The sequence below is a fragment of the Kitasatospora sp. NPDC001225 genome, from assembly GCF_053597855.1.
In genome coordinates this window covers 15,102-31,840 of record NZ_JBSFJC010000038.1, presented here as the reverse complement: position 1 = coordinate 31,840, position 16,739 = coordinate 15,102, and the positions used below count along the sequence as shown (strand labels likewise).

General features: G+C 72.5%; 22 protein-coding genes, 1 tRNA gene and 1 pseudogene. 14 read left to right on the top strand and 10 right to left on the bottom strand.

From position 1 onward, the window contains the following. Window positions 1-88: 88 nt before the first annotated feature. On the bottom strand, window positions 89-706 hold the full coding sequence (locus tag ACWDCZ_RS15895) for a TetR-like C-terminal domain-containing protein (protein ID WP_375873187.1): 618 nt from the start codon (window positions 704-706) through the stop codon (window positions 89-91). Between the two features lie 68 nt (window positions 707-774). Here ACWDCZ_RS15895 and ACWDCZ_RS15890 point away from each other — a divergent pair, with 68 nt between their 5' ends. Together ACWDCZ_RS15890 and ACWDCZ_RS15885 are read left to right on the top strand one after the other, a co-directional pair. Continuing rightward, window positions 775-2,133: an alpha/beta hydrolase gene (locus ACWDCZ_RS15890; protein WP_449816176.1), complete on the top strand. Its 1,359-nt coding sequence runs from the start codon at window positions 775-777 to the stop codon at window positions 2,131-2,133. Window positions 2,134-2,440: 307 nt separating this feature from the next. Then, complete coding sequence (locus ACWDCZ_RS15885) at window positions 2,441-3,007, top strand: LysM peptidoglycan-binding domain-containing protein (RefSeq protein ID WP_449816175.1); 567 nt, start codon at window positions 2,441-2,443, stop codon at window positions 3,005-3,007. A 117-nt stretch (window positions 3,008-3,124) separates the two neighbouring features. Here ACWDCZ_RS15885 and ACWDCZ_RS15880 read toward each other — a convergent pair whose 3' ends face one another. Together ACWDCZ_RS15880 and ACWDCZ_RS15875 are read right to left on the bottom strand one after the other, a co-directional pair. Continuing rightward, window positions 3,125-3,676, bottom strand: a complete 552-nt coding sequence (locus tag ACWDCZ_RS15880; protein WP_449816174.1) for a hypothetical protein — start codon at window positions 3,674-3,676, stop codon at window positions 3,125-3,127. Window positions 3,677-3,690: 14 nt separating this feature from the next. Beyond that, window positions 3,691-4,119, bottom strand: a complete 429-nt coding sequence (locus tag ACWDCZ_RS15875; RefSeq protein ID WP_449816173.1) for an ATP-binding protein — start codon at window positions 4,117-4,119, stop codon at window positions 3,691-3,693. A 161-nt stretch (window positions 4,120-4,280) separates the two neighbouring features. Between ACWDCZ_RS15875 and ACWDCZ_RS15870 the strand changes: the two genes are divergently transcribed. Genes ACWDCZ_RS15870 through ACWDCZ_RS15860 form a run of 3 tightly spaced genes read left to right on the top strand, consistent with a single transcriptional unit; the run spans window position 4,281 to window position 5,603 of the window. After that, window positions 4,281-5,228: a helix-turn-helix domain-containing protein gene (locus tag ACWDCZ_RS15870; RefSeq protein ID WP_449816172.1), complete on the top strand. Its 948-nt coding sequence runs from the start codon at window positions 4,281-4,283 to the stop codon at window positions 5,226-5,228. Continuing rightward, complete coding sequence (locus tag ACWDCZ_RS15865) at window positions 5,185-5,322, top strand: DUF397 domain-containing protein (protein ID WP_449816193.1); 138 nt, start codon at window positions 5,185-5,187, stop codon at window positions 5,320-5,322. The genes ACWDCZ_RS15870 and ACWDCZ_RS15865 overlap by 44 nt, the downstream gene beginning before the upstream one ends. 20 nt (window positions 5,323-5,342) lie before the next feature. Beyond that, entirely contained in the window at window positions 5,343-5,603 is a 261-nt protein-coding gene (locus ACWDCZ_RS15860; protein WP_449816171.1) for a DUF397 domain-containing protein, read from the top strand. Window positions 5,604-5,677: 74 nt separating this feature from the next. Here the strand turns inward: ACWDCZ_RS15860 and ACWDCZ_RS15855 are convergent, their stop codons facing one another. Next, window positions 5,678-6,271: a CGNR zinc finger domain-containing protein gene (locus ACWDCZ_RS15855; protein ID WP_449816170.1), complete on the bottom strand. Its 594-nt coding sequence runs from the start codon at window positions 6,269-6,271 to the stop codon at window positions 5,678-5,680. A 97-nt stretch (window positions 6,272-6,368) separates the two neighbouring features. Between ACWDCZ_RS15855 and ACWDCZ_RS15850 the strand changes: the two genes are divergently transcribed. The 8 genes from ACWDCZ_RS15850 (at window position 6,369) to ACWDCZ_RS15815 (ending at window position 11,589) form a co-directional block, all read left to right on the top strand. Continuing rightward, the gene (locus tag ACWDCZ_RS15850) at window positions 6,369-7,436 is read left to right on the top strand and encodes an alcohol dehydrogenase catalytic domain-containing protein (protein ID WP_380739181.1); all 1,068 of its coding nucleotides are present in this window, start codon (window positions 6,369-6,371) and stop codon (window positions 7,434-7,436) included. Between the two features lie 24 nt (window positions 7,437-7,460). Further along, the gene (locus ACWDCZ_RS15845) at window positions 7,461-8,462 is read left to right on the top strand and encodes an alpha/beta hydrolase (RefSeq protein ID WP_449816169.1); all 1,002 of its coding nucleotides are present in this window, start codon (window positions 7,461-7,463) and stop codon (window positions 8,460-8,462) included. 303 nt (window positions 8,463-8,765) lie between these two features. Then, entirely contained in the window at window positions 8,766-8,963 is a 198-nt protein-coding gene (locus ACWDCZ_RS15840) for a hypothetical protein (protein WP_049649391.1), read from the top strand. A 9-nt stretch (window positions 8,964-8,972) separates the two neighbouring features. Next, window positions 8,973-9,377 (top strand): type II toxin-antitoxin system VapC family toxin, encoded by a 405-nt coding sequence (locus ACWDCZ_RS15835; protein WP_049649392.1) that lies wholly within the window; start codon window positions 8,973-8,975, stop codon window positions 9,375-9,377. Between the two features lie 73 nt (window positions 9,378-9,450). Then, window positions 9,451-9,534 (top strand) — tRNA-Leu (locus ACWDCZ_RS15830). Between the two features lie 247 nt (window positions 9,535-9,781). Further along, a complete protein-coding gene (locus tag ACWDCZ_RS15825) occupies window positions 9,782-10,312 on the top strand; it encodes a hypothetical protein (RefSeq protein WP_159028326.1) in 531 nt (176 codons plus the stop codon). A gap of 276 nt (window positions 10,313-10,588) precedes the next feature. Continuing rightward, entirely contained in the window at window positions 10,589-10,978 is a 390-nt protein-coding gene (locus ACWDCZ_RS15820; RefSeq protein WP_117489846.1) for a peptidoglycan-binding domain-containing protein, read from the top strand. Window positions 10,979-11,232: 254 nt separating this feature from the next. Then, on the top strand, window positions 11,233-11,589 hold the full coding sequence (locus ACWDCZ_RS15815; RefSeq protein ID WP_449816168.1) for a peptidase inhibitor family I36 protein: 357 nt from the start codon (window positions 11,233-11,235) through the stop codon (window positions 11,587-11,589). Between the two features lie 16 nt (window positions 11,590-11,605). Here ACWDCZ_RS15815 and ACWDCZ_RS15810 read toward each other — a convergent pair whose 3' ends face one another. The 5 genes from ACWDCZ_RS15810 to ACWDCZ_RS15790 all read right to left on the bottom strand — a co-directional run bounded on the left by ACWDCZ_RS15810 (window position 11,606) and on the right by ACWDCZ_RS15790 (window position 14,702). Then, the gene (locus ACWDCZ_RS15810; RefSeq protein WP_449816167.1) at window positions 11,606-11,995 is read right to left on the bottom strand and encodes a hypothetical protein; all 390 of its coding nucleotides are present in this window, start codon (window positions 11,993-11,995) and stop codon (window positions 11,606-11,608) included. A gap of 130 nt (window positions 11,996-12,125) precedes the next feature. Next, window positions 12,126-12,587, bottom strand: coding sequence for a hypothetical protein (locus tag ACWDCZ_RS15805; RefSeq protein ID WP_387974875.1), 462 nt, complete (start codon window positions 12,585-12,587; stop codon window positions 12,126-12,128). A 133-nt stretch (window positions 12,588-12,720) separates the two neighbouring features. Further along, entirely contained in the window at window positions 12,721-13,677 is a 957-nt protein-coding gene (locus ACWDCZ_RS15800; protein ID WP_449816166.1) for a hypothetical protein, read from the bottom strand. 133 nt (window positions 13,678-13,810) lie between these two features. After that, window positions 13,811-14,080: a hypothetical protein gene (locus ACWDCZ_RS15795; RefSeq protein ID WP_049649399.1), complete on the bottom strand. Its 270-nt coding sequence runs from the start codon at window positions 14,078-14,080 to the stop codon at window positions 13,811-13,813. Window positions 14,081-14,429: 349 nt separating this feature from the next. Further along, window positions 14,430-14,702: a hypothetical protein gene (locus tag ACWDCZ_RS15790; protein ID WP_449816165.1), complete on the bottom strand. Its 273-nt coding sequence runs from the start codon at window positions 14,700-14,702 to the stop codon at window positions 14,430-14,432. Between ACWDCZ_RS15790 and ACWDCZ_RS15785 the strand changes: the two are divergent. Beyond that, window positions 14,629-15,420, top strand: a pseudogene (locus ACWDCZ_RS15785) (helix-turn-helix transcriptional regulator); the annotation flags it as partial. The gene ACWDCZ_RS15790 and the pseudogene ACWDCZ_RS15785 sit on opposite strands and share 74 nt — an antisense overlap. An 84-nt stretch (window positions 15,421-15,504) precedes the next feature. On the opposite strand, the gene ACWDCZ_RS15780 reads toward ACWDCZ_RS15785, so the two are convergent. Then, on the bottom strand, window positions 15,505-16,722 hold the full coding sequence (locus tag ACWDCZ_RS15780; RefSeq protein WP_449816164.1) for a hypothetical protein: 1,218 nt from the start codon (window positions 16,720-16,722) through the stop codon (window positions 15,505-15,507). Between the last annotated feature and the right edge of the window lie 17 nt (window positions 16,723-16,739).

The window sequence follows — 16,739 nt, the reverse complement described above, 5'->3', positions numbered from 1 at the left end:
GGACCGTACGGGCAAGCCCTCGGCGTCCACCGCCCGCGTGCACGAGAAGTCGGCCGGTCCGACTTCTCGCGCGCGCGGGGCGGGCCCGTCAGGGGGTGGGTTCGGCTTCGCGGAGTCCGCGGAACACCGCGGGGGTCGTCCAGCCGCGCAGTGCGGCGTGGATCGTCGACTTGAACGCGGCCCGCGCGGTGGGGGCGTCGAGGGCTCCGGCGAGTTCGAGGGTGACGAGCCCGTGCAGGGTCACCCAGAGCGAGAGGGCGATCGAGGGTGCCGGGCCGTCGAGGACGGACTCCGCGACGGCCCGGTCGATCGCGGCGGTGAGCGGTCGGACGGGGTCACTGGTGCCGACCGTGTCCGACGGTTTGAAGGACTGCACCCCGCCGAACAGCACCGTGTACAGGTGGCGGTGTTCGAGCCCCCAGTGCCGGTAGGCCGTGGCGAGGGCGTAGATGTCGGCGAGGGGGTCCGCGGAGGTGGGTACGTCCGCGACGGCGCGGAACAGGCCGGCGACGGCCTGGTCGCGGACGGCCGAGATCAGTCCGTCCTTGCCGCCGAAGAGGGAGTACACCGCCGTCGTCGAGGTCCCGGCGGCCGCGGCGACGGCCCGGACGGTGACGGTCTCCTGCGGGCGGGTGGCGAGCCATTCGGTCGCGCATGCCACGAGGCGCTCTCCGACGGTCTCGTCGTTCGTCTTCGGCCTTCCCATGACGGGGAGCCTACCGCCTTTGATAACGTCGTTTTGAAACAGCGTTACGAAACAAGGAGGGCTCCACCTTGTCCCCGTTCGCCCTGCCCGCGACCCTCTTACGCCGCGCGGCCCGTTCGCTGTCGGCCCTGGCCGCCGTCGTGGCGTCGGTCCTCGCCTTCCTCGCCCTGGTCGTCCTCACGGACGGCGCGGGCTCGGGGCTCGCCGCCTGGCTGCCGGTCCTCGCGGCCGGGACCGCCCTCGCACGGTGCCGGAGCCGGAGCCGGAGCCGGAGCCGAGGCCGCGCCCGGGCGGCCCGGCTCGTGCCGTTCCTGCCGGTGGTCGTCGCGGCGGCGCTGGCGGCGCCGGTCTGCGTCCCGACCGTGCCCACGGCCCGGCAGTACCCGCCGGACCTGCCGTTCGTGGCCACGGAGCACTGGAGCCTGGACACCGGCAGCAGCGTCGCGGTGTACCACTACCCGCCCGCCGGGCCCGGCCCCCGGCACCCCGTCCCGCTCGTGTACCTCAACGGCGGTCCGGTGCGCGGCATTTCGCTGCTCGACCACCGGTTCCTGCAACTCCTGGCGGGGCAGGGCTACGACGTCTACGCCTACGAGCAGCCCGGTGGCGGACGCAGCGGCCTGCTCCCCATGGACCAGTACACGGCCGACCGGTCGGTCCGCGACCTCGGCGCCTTCGTCGACCGCCTGGGCGCGGGCGCGGTCGACGTCCTCGGGTTCTCGTCGGGCGCGGTCGTGCTCACCCGGGCCCTGGCCGACCCCGGAACCGCCGCGCGCGTGCACCGGGCGGTCATCGCCGAACCCGGCCCGATGGACGGCCCCACCGCGCGGATCGCCGGGCACCGGGGCCGCGAATCCGCGCGCGGCCTCGCCCTGGACCCGACCGGGCCGCGGTCGACGCACGTCCCCCGCTACGCGGTGGCGTTCGGCCTGCTGCGACTCGGACTCCTCAGCCCCGGCACCGGGCTGATCGGACAGGCCGAGGGCGACAACGCCTTCACCGCCGCCGACCTGGGCGGCGACACCGCATCCGCCTACTGCGCGCGCGACGCGCACCGCATCCCCGCCGAGGACAGCGCGCGGAACTTCTCCTTCAGCCCCGCCGCCAGCCTCCGCGTCCAGCGGACGGTCAGGGACTCGGCGTCCATCGCACCGCAGTTGGGGCGGTCCGGGACCCCCGCGATGCTGATGATCGCCGAGTGCTCCTCGCAGGTCCGCCAATGGGCGACCGCCGTCCTCGCCGCCGACCCCGCGATCCAGCGCACCCAGTTCATGCCGGGGGTCGGGCACCACATGTGGAACGGCCTCGACGGCAACAACGACCGGGCCGCGGCCGTGATCGGCGCGTTCCTCCAGGACCAGCCGGCGCCCCTGCCGAACTCCCCGACCCGCGAGGGGATTCCGGCCTTCCTGCGCGACCACGAGTGAAGGCCCGGCAGCCGCGTACGGGGTGGACCGCCGGCGGCCGGGCCGGGGGAGACCGTGCCGCACAGGAAGTCGGCGGGGCCGACTTCTCGTGCGGGGCGGGGTGATCGGGGGGCAGTCGCGGGCGGCCGCAGGGGCGCGGCCGCCGTGCCGGGGATGTCACCCGATGCGGTGAATTGTGTGCAAACCCCGATGGCACCTAGAGTCCAAGGACTGGTGTTCGTGCGCCGGCGGCGGTGAGGCTGCCTCTCTCTGACGTGCCGCTAGCCGGGCGCGAAGACGCCAAGTCCCTTATCCGAAAGGAATATCCATGAGTGACACTCTGTACGCTGGCAATGAACTCGGTCTCGGCCAGTCCCTGACCGGCGGTGCCTACACGCTGACCCTCCAGGGGGACGGGAACCTGGTGCTCTCCGAGCCGGGCGCCGTCGTGTGGGCGACCGAGACCCAGAACCAGGGCGTCGAGCGGGCCGTGCTCCAGGATGACGGCAACTTCGTGCTCTACAAGGGCGACGGTGCGGCGTGGTCCACCGGGACCGACGGCCAGGATGTCGACCGCCTGGTCGTGCAGGCCGACCGCAACGTGGTGCTGTACGCCCGGGACGGCGGGGCGCGGTGGGCGACGGACACCAACACCGATTTCCCCCTCGCCGCCGAGGCCCCGGTCTCGGCCCCGGCTCCGGTCGCGGAGCCGGAGCCGGTCCCGACCCCGGAGCCCGTCGCGGTGCAGACCTACACCGTCGAGCCCGGGGACTCCCTGTGGGCCGTGGCCGAGCGCTTCTACGGTGACGGCAGCCGCTACCTGGAGATCGCCCAGGCCAACGGCATCGACGACCCGGACCTGGTGAACGTCGGTCAGGTGCTGACGATTCCGTAATCGTGCGGTCCGGGCGCCCGCGTCCGGGCACCTCGCCCTGATCACCGGATCGTCGATCCGGTGTGCCGGTGACCGGTTCGTGGGAAGTCGGCCCCGCCGACTTCCCACGCAGGGCGTTCAGGTGCGGGCTGCCTGGGTGCGGCAGTGGGAGAGGGCGTACTTGATGCGGCTGTCGGGGCCGGGGGCGGCGGTGAGGAGTTCGCCGGCGGTGACGAGCGTGGCCCAGTACAGGGCGGGGTCGCCGGTGCGGGGCATGGGGTGGGCGGCGGCCAGGGAGAGGTAGGCCGTGGTGAGGTTGCCGGTGGTGAACCAGCGCTGGAGGCCGTGACGGTGGCCGGGGCGGAGGCTGCCGTGGGCGTCGATGGCGGCCAGGAAGTGTTCGACGACGGTGAGTTCGGTGTCGGTGAGCGACTTGGGGACGTCGAAGACACCGAGGGCTTCGAGGAGTTCACCGGTGTCGTTCTCGGAGTCCGGGCGGGGGTTCGAGAGCAGGGCGTCGTAGCACTCGGCCAGGCGGCGGGTGGTCTCGGCGAGGGGGATGTCGAGGGCGAGGCAGACGGCGCGCGCGACGGGCAGGGGCGGGTGGCCCAGGCGGGCGATCAGGGCGAAGGCCGCGGCCGGGGTGGCGCCACGGGAGAGGGCGTGCCGGGCCAGGGTCGTGAGGTGCATGGGGGTTCGGGCTTTCAGGCGAGGGCGGTGGCGGGCGCGGGGGCGACGAGGACCCAGACGAACTTGCCGATGCCGTCGGGACGGGAGGTGCAGCCCCAGCGCTCGGCGAGCTTGTTGACGAGGAACAGGCCGCGCCCGTGCTCGTCGCAGGCGGTGGGGGTGTGGAGGGACGGCAGGCCGCTGCCGGCGTCGTGGACCTCCAGCCGCAGGCGGGAGTTGATCAGGGCGATGCGGATCTCGATGTGGCGGTCGTCCGGCGCGTCGGAATGCTGGACGGCATTGGCGAACAGTTCGCCGAGGAGCAGCTCGGCGGTGTCCGCGTAGCGGTCGCCGGAGGGCAGCCCGGAGAGGTACGCGCGGAGCAGGTAGCGCGCCAGGGGCGTGGATTCGGCGCGGGAGTCGAGGTGCGCGACGAACGCGCGGGGCCTGCGGGACGAGAGCATGGGGGAGCACCTCACGGGGGCGGAGGGGGGCGTGCGACAGGAGCGCACGGTTCACGCTGCGCATGCAGATGACTGCGTTCCGGTAACAATGATCGGCCTGTGGGGATACCGTGGTCCCCAAATCCGCGTGTTGGGCACGCGCAGCACAGCTGGGGGCAGTCATGGCACAGAGGAAGACCGGGCACGGACCGACGGCGAGCTCCGCCATCATGTTCGGCGAGGAGATCCGCCACGCGCGCGCGGCGATGGGCTACCGCCAGGAGGACCTGGGCAGGAAGATGCACCTCGACCGCACGGTGATCTCGCGGATGGAGGGCGGACGGCGGAAGCCGTCGCTCGAGGAGCTCGCGCAGCTCGGGGAGTTGCTGAACGCCACCGAACTGCTCACGCGGTTGTACGGCTGGGTGGACTGGAGCGCCGCGATCGAGCACCCGGACTGGTTCCAGGAGCACGTGGACCGGGAGGCTATCGCGGTTGGGGTGCGCGCATATCAGGACAGCATGATTTACGGCCCGCTGCAGTGCAGGCAGTACGCGCAGGCGCTCTTCGCTCATGGAGTTGCGGCTGGAAACTCGGAGGAGATTGAGGAGCTGACCAGGGCTCGGCTCAGTCGGCGGGACCGCTTCCTCGAACCCGATGGGCCGCTGCTGCTTGTCATTCTCGACGAGAGCGCTATTCGAACGGTCGTAGGTGGGCCGAGTGTGATGAGAAAGCAGATGGAGCACCTGCTGGAAATGGCCCAGCTCCCGAACATCATCATTCAGGTGGCGCCGTTCTCGTGCCGTCGGGTCGTCTTCAACACAGCCATGGTGTTGCTGGAGCTGCCGGATGGGCAGCGCTCGGTGTACTCGGAGAGCCTTGATCAGGGGCATATGAGCGATGCTCCTGACATCGTGGCCAAGCATCAGCGTCGCTATGATCAGCTCCGCGCCGAGTGTCTGTCGGAGAGTGACTCGCTTCGGCTGATCGCCGAGGCGCTGGAGGGTTTCAAAGATGATGAGCAACGAGCTCGCCGTGATCGCCTGGCGGAAGAGCAGCTACAGCGGCGACAACGGCGGCAACTGCATCGAGGTAGCCCCCGGATTCCCCGGCCTCGTTCCGGTGCGTGACTCCAAGGACCCGCAGGGCCCGGCCCTCGTTTTCCCGGCCTCGGCCTGGGAAGCCTTCGTAGCGGCCGTCCGTACGGGCGACTTCCCGGAGTAGAACTCCCCAAGGAGCTGGCTGTGTTGATCTGGCGGAAGAGCAGCTACAGCGGGGACAACGGCGGCGACTGCATCGAGGTGGCGCTGCCGGTCTGGCAGAAGAGCAGTTACAGCCACAACGACGGCGGCGACTGCATCGAGGTGGCCCTCGGCTTCCTGCCCGGCGCCGTCCCGGTGCGTGACTCGAAGGACCCCGGCGGCCCCTCCCTCCTCTTCCCCGACTCCTCCTGGAACGCCTTCGTCGCGGCGGTCCGCGCCGGCGAGTTGCCGATCGAGGGCTGAGTCACCCCTCCACATCCCTCCCTCGGGGCGGGGCGCCAACCGGCGCCCCGCCCCGAGGCGTTCCCCGCCCCTGACTACTTCGCCTTCGCCCGGTAGGCGCGCTTCTTCGCGAGTGCGCCGCAGGTCTTCATCGAGCACCAGCGCCGCGCGCCCGCCCTCGACGTGTCCACGAACGGCGTTCCGCAGTCGGGGTTTCCGCAGATGCGCACGCGCGTCCGCTGCTCGTCGGACGCGCAGAGCGCGATCAGGTCCCGCGCGACCATCGACAGCACGGCCGCGATCCCGTCTCCGTCCCACCGCACGGATGCCCCGTCCGCAGCGAGCACCGGTACCGAAGTCGCCTCGGCCGCAGCGCCGTTGACCACCGCGACGTCCTCGGGCGCGGGCGGCGCCCCCTCCGCCAGTGCGACGCCCGTCCGCTGGATCGCCTCGCGCAGCCGCCTCGCTCCCTCCAGCTCGGCCTCGTCGCACCTCGGCGCCACCGTCGTGCAGCCGCTCTCCACGCTCCACCGGCTCAGGTCCTCCGGTTCGGCGAGCCGCTCGACGTGCAGCTCCTTGCCGCGGTCGGCGAGCGTGCCGGCGAAGGCGAAGCACAGCCGTGCGTCGTCGAACCGGAAGTCGGTCTTGGCGCGCTGGCGCCCTTCTCGTCGGCCGTCCTCGTTACTCATGTCCACCACTCTAAGCGGTTGACACGCGGCGAAGCGGGCGCATAGCTTCAAGGTCCACCACTTGAACCGGTGGACTTTCCCTGAGGAGGTCGCGTCCATGCGCGCCGCAGTCATCGAAGAACTCCACCAGCCCCTCGTCATCCGTGACGTGCCCGACCCCGTCTGCCCGCCCGACGGCGCCATCGTGCGGGTCGGCGCCAACGGGATCTGCCGCACCGACTGGGCCCTGTGGGCCGGGGACTTCTGGACGGGAGGGCCGCAGGTCAAGCCCCCGTTCGTCCTCGGCCACGAGTTCGCCGGCACCGTCGTGGAGGTCGGCCGGGACGTTCGGGACTGGCGGGACGGCGACCGGGTCATCTTCCCGATGAACCCCGGCGAGGGCTCCTGCGAGATGTGCCGCAGCGGCAACCAGCACGTGTGCGAGCACGTGGACTCGCTCGTCCCCGGCGTCTCCTACTGGGGTGCCTTCGCCGAGTACGTCATGGTCCGCTTCGCCGACGTCAACCTCGTCCGGGTGCCGGAGGCCGTCGGATTCGTCGATGTCGCCGCCCTCGCCTGCCGCTACATGACCGCCTTCCACGGCGTCGTCGACCAGGCCCGCGTGCGTGGCGGGGAGTGGGTCGCCGTGTACGGGGCCGGCGGCGGCATGGGCCTGTCCACGGTGGAGATCGCGGCCGCCACCGGCGCCAACGTCATCGCCGTCGACATCTCCGAGGAGAAGCTGGACGCCGCCCGCGCCCTGGGCGCCGTCCACACCGTCAACGCCGCCACCGACGACCCGGCCGAGGCGGTCAGGACCCTCACCCGGGGCGGCGCCCACGTGTCCGTCGACGCCGTCGGCATCGCCGAGGCCTGCCGCAACTCCGTCCTCTCCCTGCGCACGCGCGGCCGCCACCTCCAACTCGGCCACACCACCGGTGCGGAGAAGGGCGACGTCGGGCTACCGATCGACGTGATGATGGTCAAGGAACTGGAGTTCCTGGGCGCCTTCGGCATGCAGGGCCAGCGCTTCGGCACCATGCTCAACATGATCGAGGCCGGCCGCCTCAACCCCGGCCGCATCGTCACCCGCACCGTCGGCCTCCACGAGGCGAGTGGCGTGCTGGAGTCCCTGGAGACGTACGGGCCGACCGGCGTCGTCGTCATCGACGAGTTCCGGGCCTGAGCACCGGTGGAAGGAAGCACGACCATGCCCGTTCCCCGCCTGCTGGTCGACCCGGAACTGCGCCGGGCCCTCGACGCCGTCCCGATGACCCCCAACGGCGCGTTCGACCTGACCGACATCCCCGCGACCCGCGAGACCCTCCGCGCCTTCGCCGCGGCCGTCGCCGACTCCACCCCCGACGACCCGTCGGTCACCGTGACCGAACACCGCGCGACCCGGGCCGACGGCCCGGACGTACCGATCCGCCTGCTGCGGCCCACCACCGCCGGGCCCGGCCCGCTGCCGGTCCTGCTCTGGTTCCACGGCGGCGGGCAGGTGCTCGGCTTCGCCGCCCAGGACGACCCCTGGCTCAAGCGGCTCAGCACACGGCTCGGCTGCGCCGTCGCCGCCGTCGACTACCGGCTCGCCCCGGAGACCCCCGCCCCCGGTGCCGCCGAGGACGGGCACACCGCCCACCGGTGGCTCCTCCACGAGGCGCGGGCACTCGGCCTGGACGCCACCCGGATCGGCATCGGCGGCCAGAGCGGCGGCGGGGGAGTCGCGGCGGCCACCGCCCTGCTGGTCCGCGACCACGGCGGCCCCACGCCGCTGTTCCAGGCGCTGATGTACCCCATGCTCGACGACCGGAACCGGACCGCGTCCAGCCACGAGATCACCGACCTCGGCATCTGGGACCGCGCCACCAACCTCCTCGCCTGGCGGGCGATCCTGGGCGACCGCGCCGGAACCGACCAGGTCAGCCCGTACGCCGCCCCCGCCCGCGCGGCCGACCTCGGCGGACTGCCGCCCACCTTCGTCGCCGTCGGCGAACTCGACTCCTTCCGCGACGAGGACCTCGACTACGCCATGCGCCTGCGCGCCCACGGCGTCCCCGTCGAACTCCACCTCTACCCCGGCGCGTACCACGCCTTCGACCTGTTCGCCCCCGAGTCACAACTCGCCGAGAGCTTCGAGCAGGCCTGGCTCGGCTACCTCGCCCGTCACTTCCGCACCCCCGCGCCCCAGCACCCCCGGCCCCCGGCGTAGGCCCGGTCTCCCGCCGTCTGCCCGGAGGTGGTCGGAAGTGCCCCTCCGGATGGTCTATACCCGCATCGTCAGCCTCCACGAGGCGGGCGACGTGCTGGAGTCCCTGGAGACGTACGGTCCGACCGGTGCCGTCGTCATCGACGAGTTCCAGGCCTGAGCGGCCGCGGACGGAGACACCGCCATGGCCGCTCCCCGCCTGCGGAGCCCAGGGGCGGCGGACGGGTAGCGAAGGCATCACCCGGTGTGATCGGGCTCTATCATGGCTTTCGTAAGCCCTAGCCGATCACTTGCGGGAGGCCACTCATGAGCGCCTCGGAAGTTGAACGCCCGATCTACCCGCCCGCGCGCCCCCGAGTCACGGTCGAGGAACTGCTGGCAGCCAAGAACACGCAGCCCATACGGTCCCTCGATGAGCTCCAGGCCGACACTTTCGAGTCGGACGAAGAGCTCGACGAGTTCCTGGCGTTCGTCCGCGCCGAACGCCAGCGGAACGTGGCCTGAGGGAGCAAGGTGCAGCCTGTCATTCTTGACACCGACGTCGCGTCCCTGACGCACAAGCGCAGGTTGGCGGATCCGCTGGCCAGTCGCCTGGTGGGCCGTCGACCGGTGATCACGTTCGTCACTTTCGGGGAACTGGCGAAGTGGAGTGAGGTTCGCGACTGGGGAGGGAGGCGTCGGCAGGAGCTCGCGGACTGGATCTCCGGCATCCCGGTTCTCCCCGGCGACGAAGCGGTGGCCGCGACCTGGGGCAGGCTCTCGGCGGCCGGCCTGAAGGCCGGTCTTCCGCGTCCCGTCAACGACATGTGGATCGCGGCCTGCTGTCTCACCTACGACCTTCCGCTGGCGACGCTGAACCTGAAGGACTACGCGTACTTCCAGAAGGAGCACGGCCTCCGAATCCTGGGAGCGGAGTAGCCCCCGGCCGTCTGCCCGGAGGTGGTCGGAGGTACCCCTCCGGATGGTCTATAGTTTTCCTCATCACCCAGATGCGCGGGTGGCGGAATAGGCAGACGCGCTGGATTCAGGTTCCAGTGCCCGAAAGGGCGTGGGGGTTCAACTCCCCCCTCGCGCACAGCGAACGGCCGGTTGATCTTCGGATCAACCGGCCGCTTTGTTTTGTCGTGACCTTTTGCCGTGACCGTTTTGTCGTGACCGCCGAGGGCCCCGCGCGAATCCGTGCGGGGCTCTCGGCCGTTCGGGTCCGGGCGGACGGGTGTCGGCTGTTCGGCTGTTCGGCGCACGGGGATTGCGGCGGTCAAGGCGGGCGAACAGGGTTGATCCCAAGGGCACTTCGCCAACGAACGAAGGATTCTGGGAGCATGAAGCACACAAGGATGCTCAGACGCGTGGCCGTCTCGGCCGCCGTCATGGCCACCGCCGGCTCGCTCGCGCTGGCCGCGCCCGTACAGGCGCAGACGCGGGCCGCGGGCCAGTGCGGCGGCAACGTCGCCGACTACACCTACCCGGCGCGGGCGTACGTCTTCGACGACGTGATCAGCACGTGGCTCGGCATCTCGTCCGTCCAGTTCAACGACGACATGACCTTGACCGTCGCCCCGAACGCCGCCTCCGCCACCGTCTCCGGCGCCTGGGAACTGCACGACCCGAACGGGCCGAACCCGGCCAAGATCGGGCTGGTGACCTTCTACACCACCGTCTCGCCGGCCGTCGACGGCGACGGCGTGGCCAGCATCTACTGGTACGTCGGCTACCCGAACTGCAACCCCACCGCCGCCGACCCGGCCAAGAAGCTCTTCCAGATCTACGGCGACGTCCAGAAGCAGCCGGTCTACGAGGACGGCACCAAGGGCCCGCTGAGCAAGATCAACGGCTATCAGGCCGACCGCTGACCCCTCCTCCCCGCCGCCGTCCCCGGCTCCCGCACCGTCGCGGGGCCGGGGACGGCGGTGTGTCGGAGCGTGCCGGCTCCGCACGGTCCCGGGCAGAGACCGTCCCCGCAGGGCAGACCGGCGGGCCGGGGGCAAGGGTTTCGACCAGGGGCGAATTCCTGGCTCCGGCGCGCCGATCGGAGCATCGTCGTCACCAGCGAAGCCACGCCGGCCCCGCGGCGGACGACGATCCGCGAGGGGCCGGCGCCAGCCGGAACTCAAGGAGAGGCACTGATCATGCGCATCAACACCTGGACCCGCCGCGCCGCCGCCCTGGCCGTGGGCGCGACCGCCGTCGTCGCCCTGACCGCCGGTTCCGCCAGCGCCGCGAGCACCCTCGCGAAGGGCAGCTCCGGCTCGGCCGTCGGCTGCCTCCAGCAGGGCCTCAACTACGTGGACAGCGCCGGTCTCCAGGTCGACAACGACTTCGGCGGCCTCACCTACAACGCCGTCGTGCACTACCAGAGCGGCCACAGCCTGAGCCCGGACGGCGTCGTCGGCCCGGCCACCGGCGGCTCCATCAAGAACGCGGTCAGCCGGGCCTACAACGCCTCGAACCACGGCGGCGACCACTCCCCGGAGCTCGGCGCCTGGCTGGTCAACTGCAGCGGCCAGCTCCCGGGCTGACGCGGGCCGCGACGGGCCGGGTGCACCCGGCCCGGTGAGTGACTGACGAGGGGCTCGGCGGCCTGGCCGTCGAGCCCCTTCGCGTGCCCTTCCCCATGGTCGGATGACGGATTCGCCACCACGCCGCCCGGTGTGTGTACTTACGACTTTCCCCGGCGCCGTTTACCCCTCCCCTCCGGGGTGGGATCCCCCTCCCGAACGGCGATACCGCCGATCACCGGTGCATCGGAAGGGAGTTGGCGTTGGAGTGGTCCGTGCCGAGACGGGCGGCCGTCTCGCTGACCGCCGCCGCCATCGCGAGCGCGGCCGTGATCCCGGCGGCGGGCGCGCCGTCCGTGCCCCGGCAACTCGCCCGGCCCCGGGGCCGTACGGTGTGCGCGTTCACCGAACTCGACTTCCACGGCCTGCTGGTGCACATCCGGCAGCCGCGGCTGCTGATCGAGCCGCCCGTCGAGAGCGTGGTCAACACCAGCCACGTCGCCTGGTGCTTCTACGAGTCGCCCGCGTACGGCGGCCTCGCCGTCACCCTCGAACCGGGCCGCGGGGCCGCCAGCTTCCCGTACCCGGTGCAGTCCGCGCGGCCGGTGGGGGAGGGCGGCTCCAGCGACTGATGCCGACACCGTGGGGTCAGGTGCAGAGCTTGTCCTCCGGGCCGGCCTCGCTGACGATCACGTTCCTGTTCAGGTCCACGTCGTAGGTCCAGTACGCGGTCCACAGGCCGGTGCCGCTCTGGAGCTCGGAGTCGAAGGAGTGCCGGACGGCCGTGCCGTCCTCGGACGTGACGTAGCGGAAGGCGACGCGGTTCGCGGTGGAGCCCGGGTCGGGCCTGCCGCGGGTGAGGGTGACGAAGTCGGTCCAGTCGTAGGTGGCGCCGTCCCAGCCGAAGTGGATCCGGCCGTTCTCGCACCTCAGCGGGCGCACCTCGGGGCCGCTGCGGACATGGGCCGTCCGGTCCGAGGGGGCCGCCGACGCCGCACTCGCGCAGGTTCCCGCAAGCGCGCACACGGCGGCTGCCACGACCCAGGGGTTCCTCATTGCCTCGCCTTCCTTCCTGTGGTGGTCGAATGCCGTGGCCGGCCGGTCCTCCCGGCCCGCCACGGGTGACGGCCGGTCGACCCGACGGTCGACCGGCCGGTGCCGAGAGGGCTCAGCTGCAGAACTTGCTGGTCGGGCCTTCCTCGCTGACGATCACGTACGTCTCCGAGTCCGCGTCGCGGGTCCAGTACGCGGCCCACAGGCCGGTGCCGCTCTGGTACTCGGAGTCGAACGAGTGCCGGACGGTGCCGGCGGAGGAGACGAAGGCGTAGGCGAGGCGGTTCCTGCTGGTGTCGGCCGGGTCGGGCTTCGTGGTGTAGAGGCCGACGAAGTCGGACGAGGTGCGGGGGGCGCCGTCCCAGCCGTAGAAGATGTGGCCGTTCTCGCAGGTCAGCGGGCGCAGTTCGGGGTCGCCGGGGACGACGCCCCGGCCGCCCGAGGGGGCGGGCGGGACGTGGGCCGCGACGGGCCTCGGGCCGGTGTCCGCGGGCTGGGCGACCGCTGCCGACGCCGTGCCCGCGAAAGCGCCCGCAAGCGCGCAGACGGCGGCTGTTGCGACCCGGAGGTTCTTCATGTCCTCGCTTCTCCCTTGTTCGCGGGACCGCCCTCCGATCCCGGTCTGCCTGCGTACCAATCGGAGGCCCCGGGGCAGACCGTGTGACCGGGATTTGGTTCGAATGGCGGCCGTCCCGTACCGGCCGTTCCGGCTACCGGCCCTCAGCGCGACGGTCGCGGCGGAGGACCGCAAAGACCGCCGCGCCCGCGACGGCCGCGAGCGCGAGCAGCACGGCCACGGTCGCCGCGTCGGGGGCGGTGACCGGCTGGGCGCGCAGCGCCTGCCAGAGGAGGACGAGCACCAGGCCCAGGTAGGCCGACCCGGCGATCCCCATCAGCGCGACCCGGTGGTGCTCGGACAACCCGCGCGGCCGGGTGGCGAGGAGGAAGCCGATCAGCGGCAGCACTTGGAGCGCGTGGAGGCCGAGGAAGTGGGGGATCCGCAGGTCGCCGCCGAGGGTGCTCCAGTCGGTGACGGGCATTCCCGGGCCGCCGTCGGCGAGCCCGACGGTGTGCGCGCCGACGACGGGCAGGCCGTGGCCCCGCCTGGCGGCCGCGCGCTGCGGGGAGGTGGGCAGCGTCATCAGGAACGCGACGGCCATGCCGAGGGCGCTCACGGCGATGCCCAGCCGCAGCCCCCACGCGAACACCGGCGGTCGCACCCGCTGGCGCAGCAGCAGCACGACGACCACCAGGGCCACCGCCCAGGTGGCGACGATGAAGGCGGCCATCGTCATCCACACCGCCGTCGCCGCCGGGGTGGCGAAGTTGAAGTGGCTGGTCGTGCCGGCCGCCGCCGCGGCGGCGATCAGGGCCATCTCGACGACCAGCGACACGGCCGTCACCCGGGAGACCACCCGGACGAGGCGGTCGTGGCCGCGGACGAAGGTGAGCAGCCAGAGCAGGGTGAGGGTGTAGAGGGCGATCGAGAGCGCGAAGCGGGCCGGTTTCGCCCAGGCGGGCTGCCCGGTGATCGACCGGGGATCGGCGAGCAGGCCGACCAGGGCGACGGCCAGCATCAGGGCCATCAGGGCGGCCGTCCCGGCCAGCGGCCGGTTCGCCGCCCATGCCCGCCGCGCCAGTTCCGAGGGCCTGGGGGCCCGGGTCATGGGGTTCCTCTCCGGGTGGGGCCACGGGAACGGCCGGTCGACCTCGTGGTCGACCGGCCGTTTCGTCATTCCGGGATCCGGTTCAGCGGGGGCCCTGTCCCGGGGCCCCGTACGTCCGGTGGTGCGGGGTCCGTCAGCCGTTCACCAGGGTGGCGCCCGAGCCGGTGAACCCACCGGTGACGCCCTCGTCGTCGGACCAGATCCCGAAGTCGGCGTGCGAGACGCCCTCGGGGCTGACCGAGGACTCGGCGCCCGCGACACCGGCGCCGTCCGGGCCGGCGGTGAAGAAGCCCTGGCCCCAGGCCGCGTCGACGCCCCCATGGGCCGAGGCCAGGCCGGCGGCGCCGATCACGAGCGGGACGGTGAGGGCGCTGACGGCCAGGACGCGCTTGAGAACACGCATGGTGGTTTCCTCCGTGGGATTCGAGGTCATGAGCGGCGGCGCCGATCGGCCCGCCGGAACCAGCGAGACACGCACCGCCAGCCCCCGCAAGCGAGGCCGCCATCCGAACAGGCCTAACGGTTCGTCAGACGCGCCGCGCCGACCTGCGGAAATGGCCGATCGGGCGATCATCTGCCGAGGTCGTTCGAGCGGAGCAGCCCTGCGGGCCTGTGGCATGGGGTTCCGCTCCGGGCGGGCCCATGGGAACGGCCGGTCGACCTTCGTGGTCGACCGGCCGTTCCCTCGATCCGGGATCCGGTTCAGCGGTGTCTCCGCTCCGGGGGGCGTCCGTCCGGTGGTGCGGGGATCGTCAGCCCTGCTGCCAGGTGGCGCCCGAGCCGGTGAACGCGCCGGAGACGCCGGTGTCGTCGGACCAGATCCAGAAGTCGGTGTGCTGGAGGCCGTCGGAGTTGACGGTGGAGTTCGTATCCGCGACGCCGGCGCCGTTCTGGTTGACGACGAACTGACCTTTGCCGAAGTTCGCGTCCAGGCCCTCCTGGGCCGAGGCGATGCCGGCGGCGCCGATCGGCCCGCCGGAACCAGCGGGACACGTGCCGCCGCCCCGCGCAAGCGGGGTCGCCATCCGAACGGTGCCCACGGTGCGTCAGGCGCGCCGCGCCGACCTGCGGAAACGGCCGCTCGGGCGGTCGATCGCCGAGGTCGTCCGGGCGGAGCAGGCGGTGCGTCAGGAGACGCGGCGGCCGGCCGATCCGAGGGCCGACCGGCCGCCGGGCGCACGCGGCCGTGGATTGCGGTTGGCCCCGTTGGCGGACGAGTCCGACCCCGTCCTGGTCACCCGGGTCGGCACCGGCGCCCTCTACCTCGACCGCCTCGGCGCGGTGTCCTCCCGGCACGCCATGCTGCTGGAGGCGTCGGCCGCCCTCTGCGCCGAGGACGACCGGGACGCCCTGCGCCGCTTCGCCCTCGCACTGGACACCCCCGGAGCCGACCGGTGGCGCTTCGACCACGCCCGGGTCCGGCTCGCCCACGGCGAACGGCTCCGCCGGGCCCGGGCGACGGTCCGGTCCAGGGCCCAACTCGCCGCTGCCCTGGAGGTGTTCGAGGAGCCGGACGCCCGGCCGTGGGCCGAGCGGGCGCGGAACGAACTGCGGGCGACGGGCGCGAGCAGGCCGCGGGCGGACGCCTCGAACACCCACGGCCTGAGCGCCCACAAGCTGGAGACCGCCCGCCTCGCCGCCTCCGGACTCACCAACAAGCAGATCGCCGAACGGCTGCTCCTCTCGCACCGGACCGTCGGCGCGCACCGGTACCAGATCTACGAGCGGCTCGGCATCACCTCCCGCACCATGCTGCGCGACGCCCTCGGGCCCGCGCCGGAGCAGGGCGGAGAACGGCCGGTCCGAGAGGGGACCGGCCGTTCCGCGTCAGGGCTTCCAGACGACAGGGTGGGACGCGACCGGCTGGCCGGCCGCGTTCAGCTCGACGGCGTGACCGGCGACCAGTCCGGCGTCGTTGATGTACCTGGCCTCGGCGTACGGGCCGAGCGGGGACGGCGGGAGCGTGACGGTCGTCCCGTCGGGCTGCCACAGCAGGGCGGTGCTGCGGGTCCAGTCCGGGCCCTGGGCGCTGCCGACGGCGGTACCCGCGCTGTTGACCGCCATGGCCTCGCTCTGCCGGCCCGCCGGGCCGCCGAGCAGGGTCTGGCTGCCGTCCGGGTTCCAGCGGGCGGCGAACGTGGAGTGCGCCGCGTCGAACGTGGCCCCGACGACGGTGCCCGCGCTGTTGACGGCCCGTGTCCGGCCGTAGCCGGCGTCGCGGACGGTGCCGTCGGCCGTCCAGACCAGCACCCGGTCGAACTCCGTGCCGCCGGCCCGCCGCCCGTGGCCGAGCACCACGCCGTCGTCGGTCATCCGGTCCACCCGGGCGCCGTCGACGCCCGGCGGGAGCGGGAGCGCGGTCACCGCGTCGGCCGGGCTCCAGAGCACAGGGGTCTCCTGGTAGCCGCCGTCGGCGAGGCGCCGTACGGAACTGCCGGCGACGAAGCCCGCGTTGGTGACGGAGGCGGTCGAGCCCATGGTGTCGCCGGGCAGCAGCGGCAGGTCGACCCGGGTGCCGTCGGCCCGCCACTTCAAGGGCTTGGGCTGGTAGACCTCGTCGTACGAGCCGCCCACCACGACACCGGCGTCGTTGACCGCTCCCGCGCCGCCGCCGCGGACTCCGGCCGGCAGCTCCAGCGCGGTCGGGGTGCCGTCCGGGGCCCAGCGGACCGGGTGGTTGTCGCTCATCGACACGAAGGAGGCCCCGACCACGGTGCCCGTGTCGTTGTACCCGCTCGGGCGGCTGGACAGGTCGCCGGGTAGCGGCGCCAGGACGGTGTAGCCGAGGTGGTCGGGGCTCCAGCGGAGGGCGCGCGGACCGGACTGGCCGGGGGTCTTCGCGAAGTACTCGCCGACGACGGCGCCGTCGCGGCTCAGGCCCCACACCGTGCTGTAGGCGGTGTCCGGCGGGGTCGGCAGGAACTGCGGGGAGGCCAGGTAGTGGGCGGGAGCGGCAGCCGCCGCGGGTATCGGGCCGAGGAGCAGGGCGGCGGCCGTCGCGGCGGCGGCAAGGGCGGCCGTACGAGAAGTGCGTGAACCGGTCATGCGAGAACTCCTGTCTC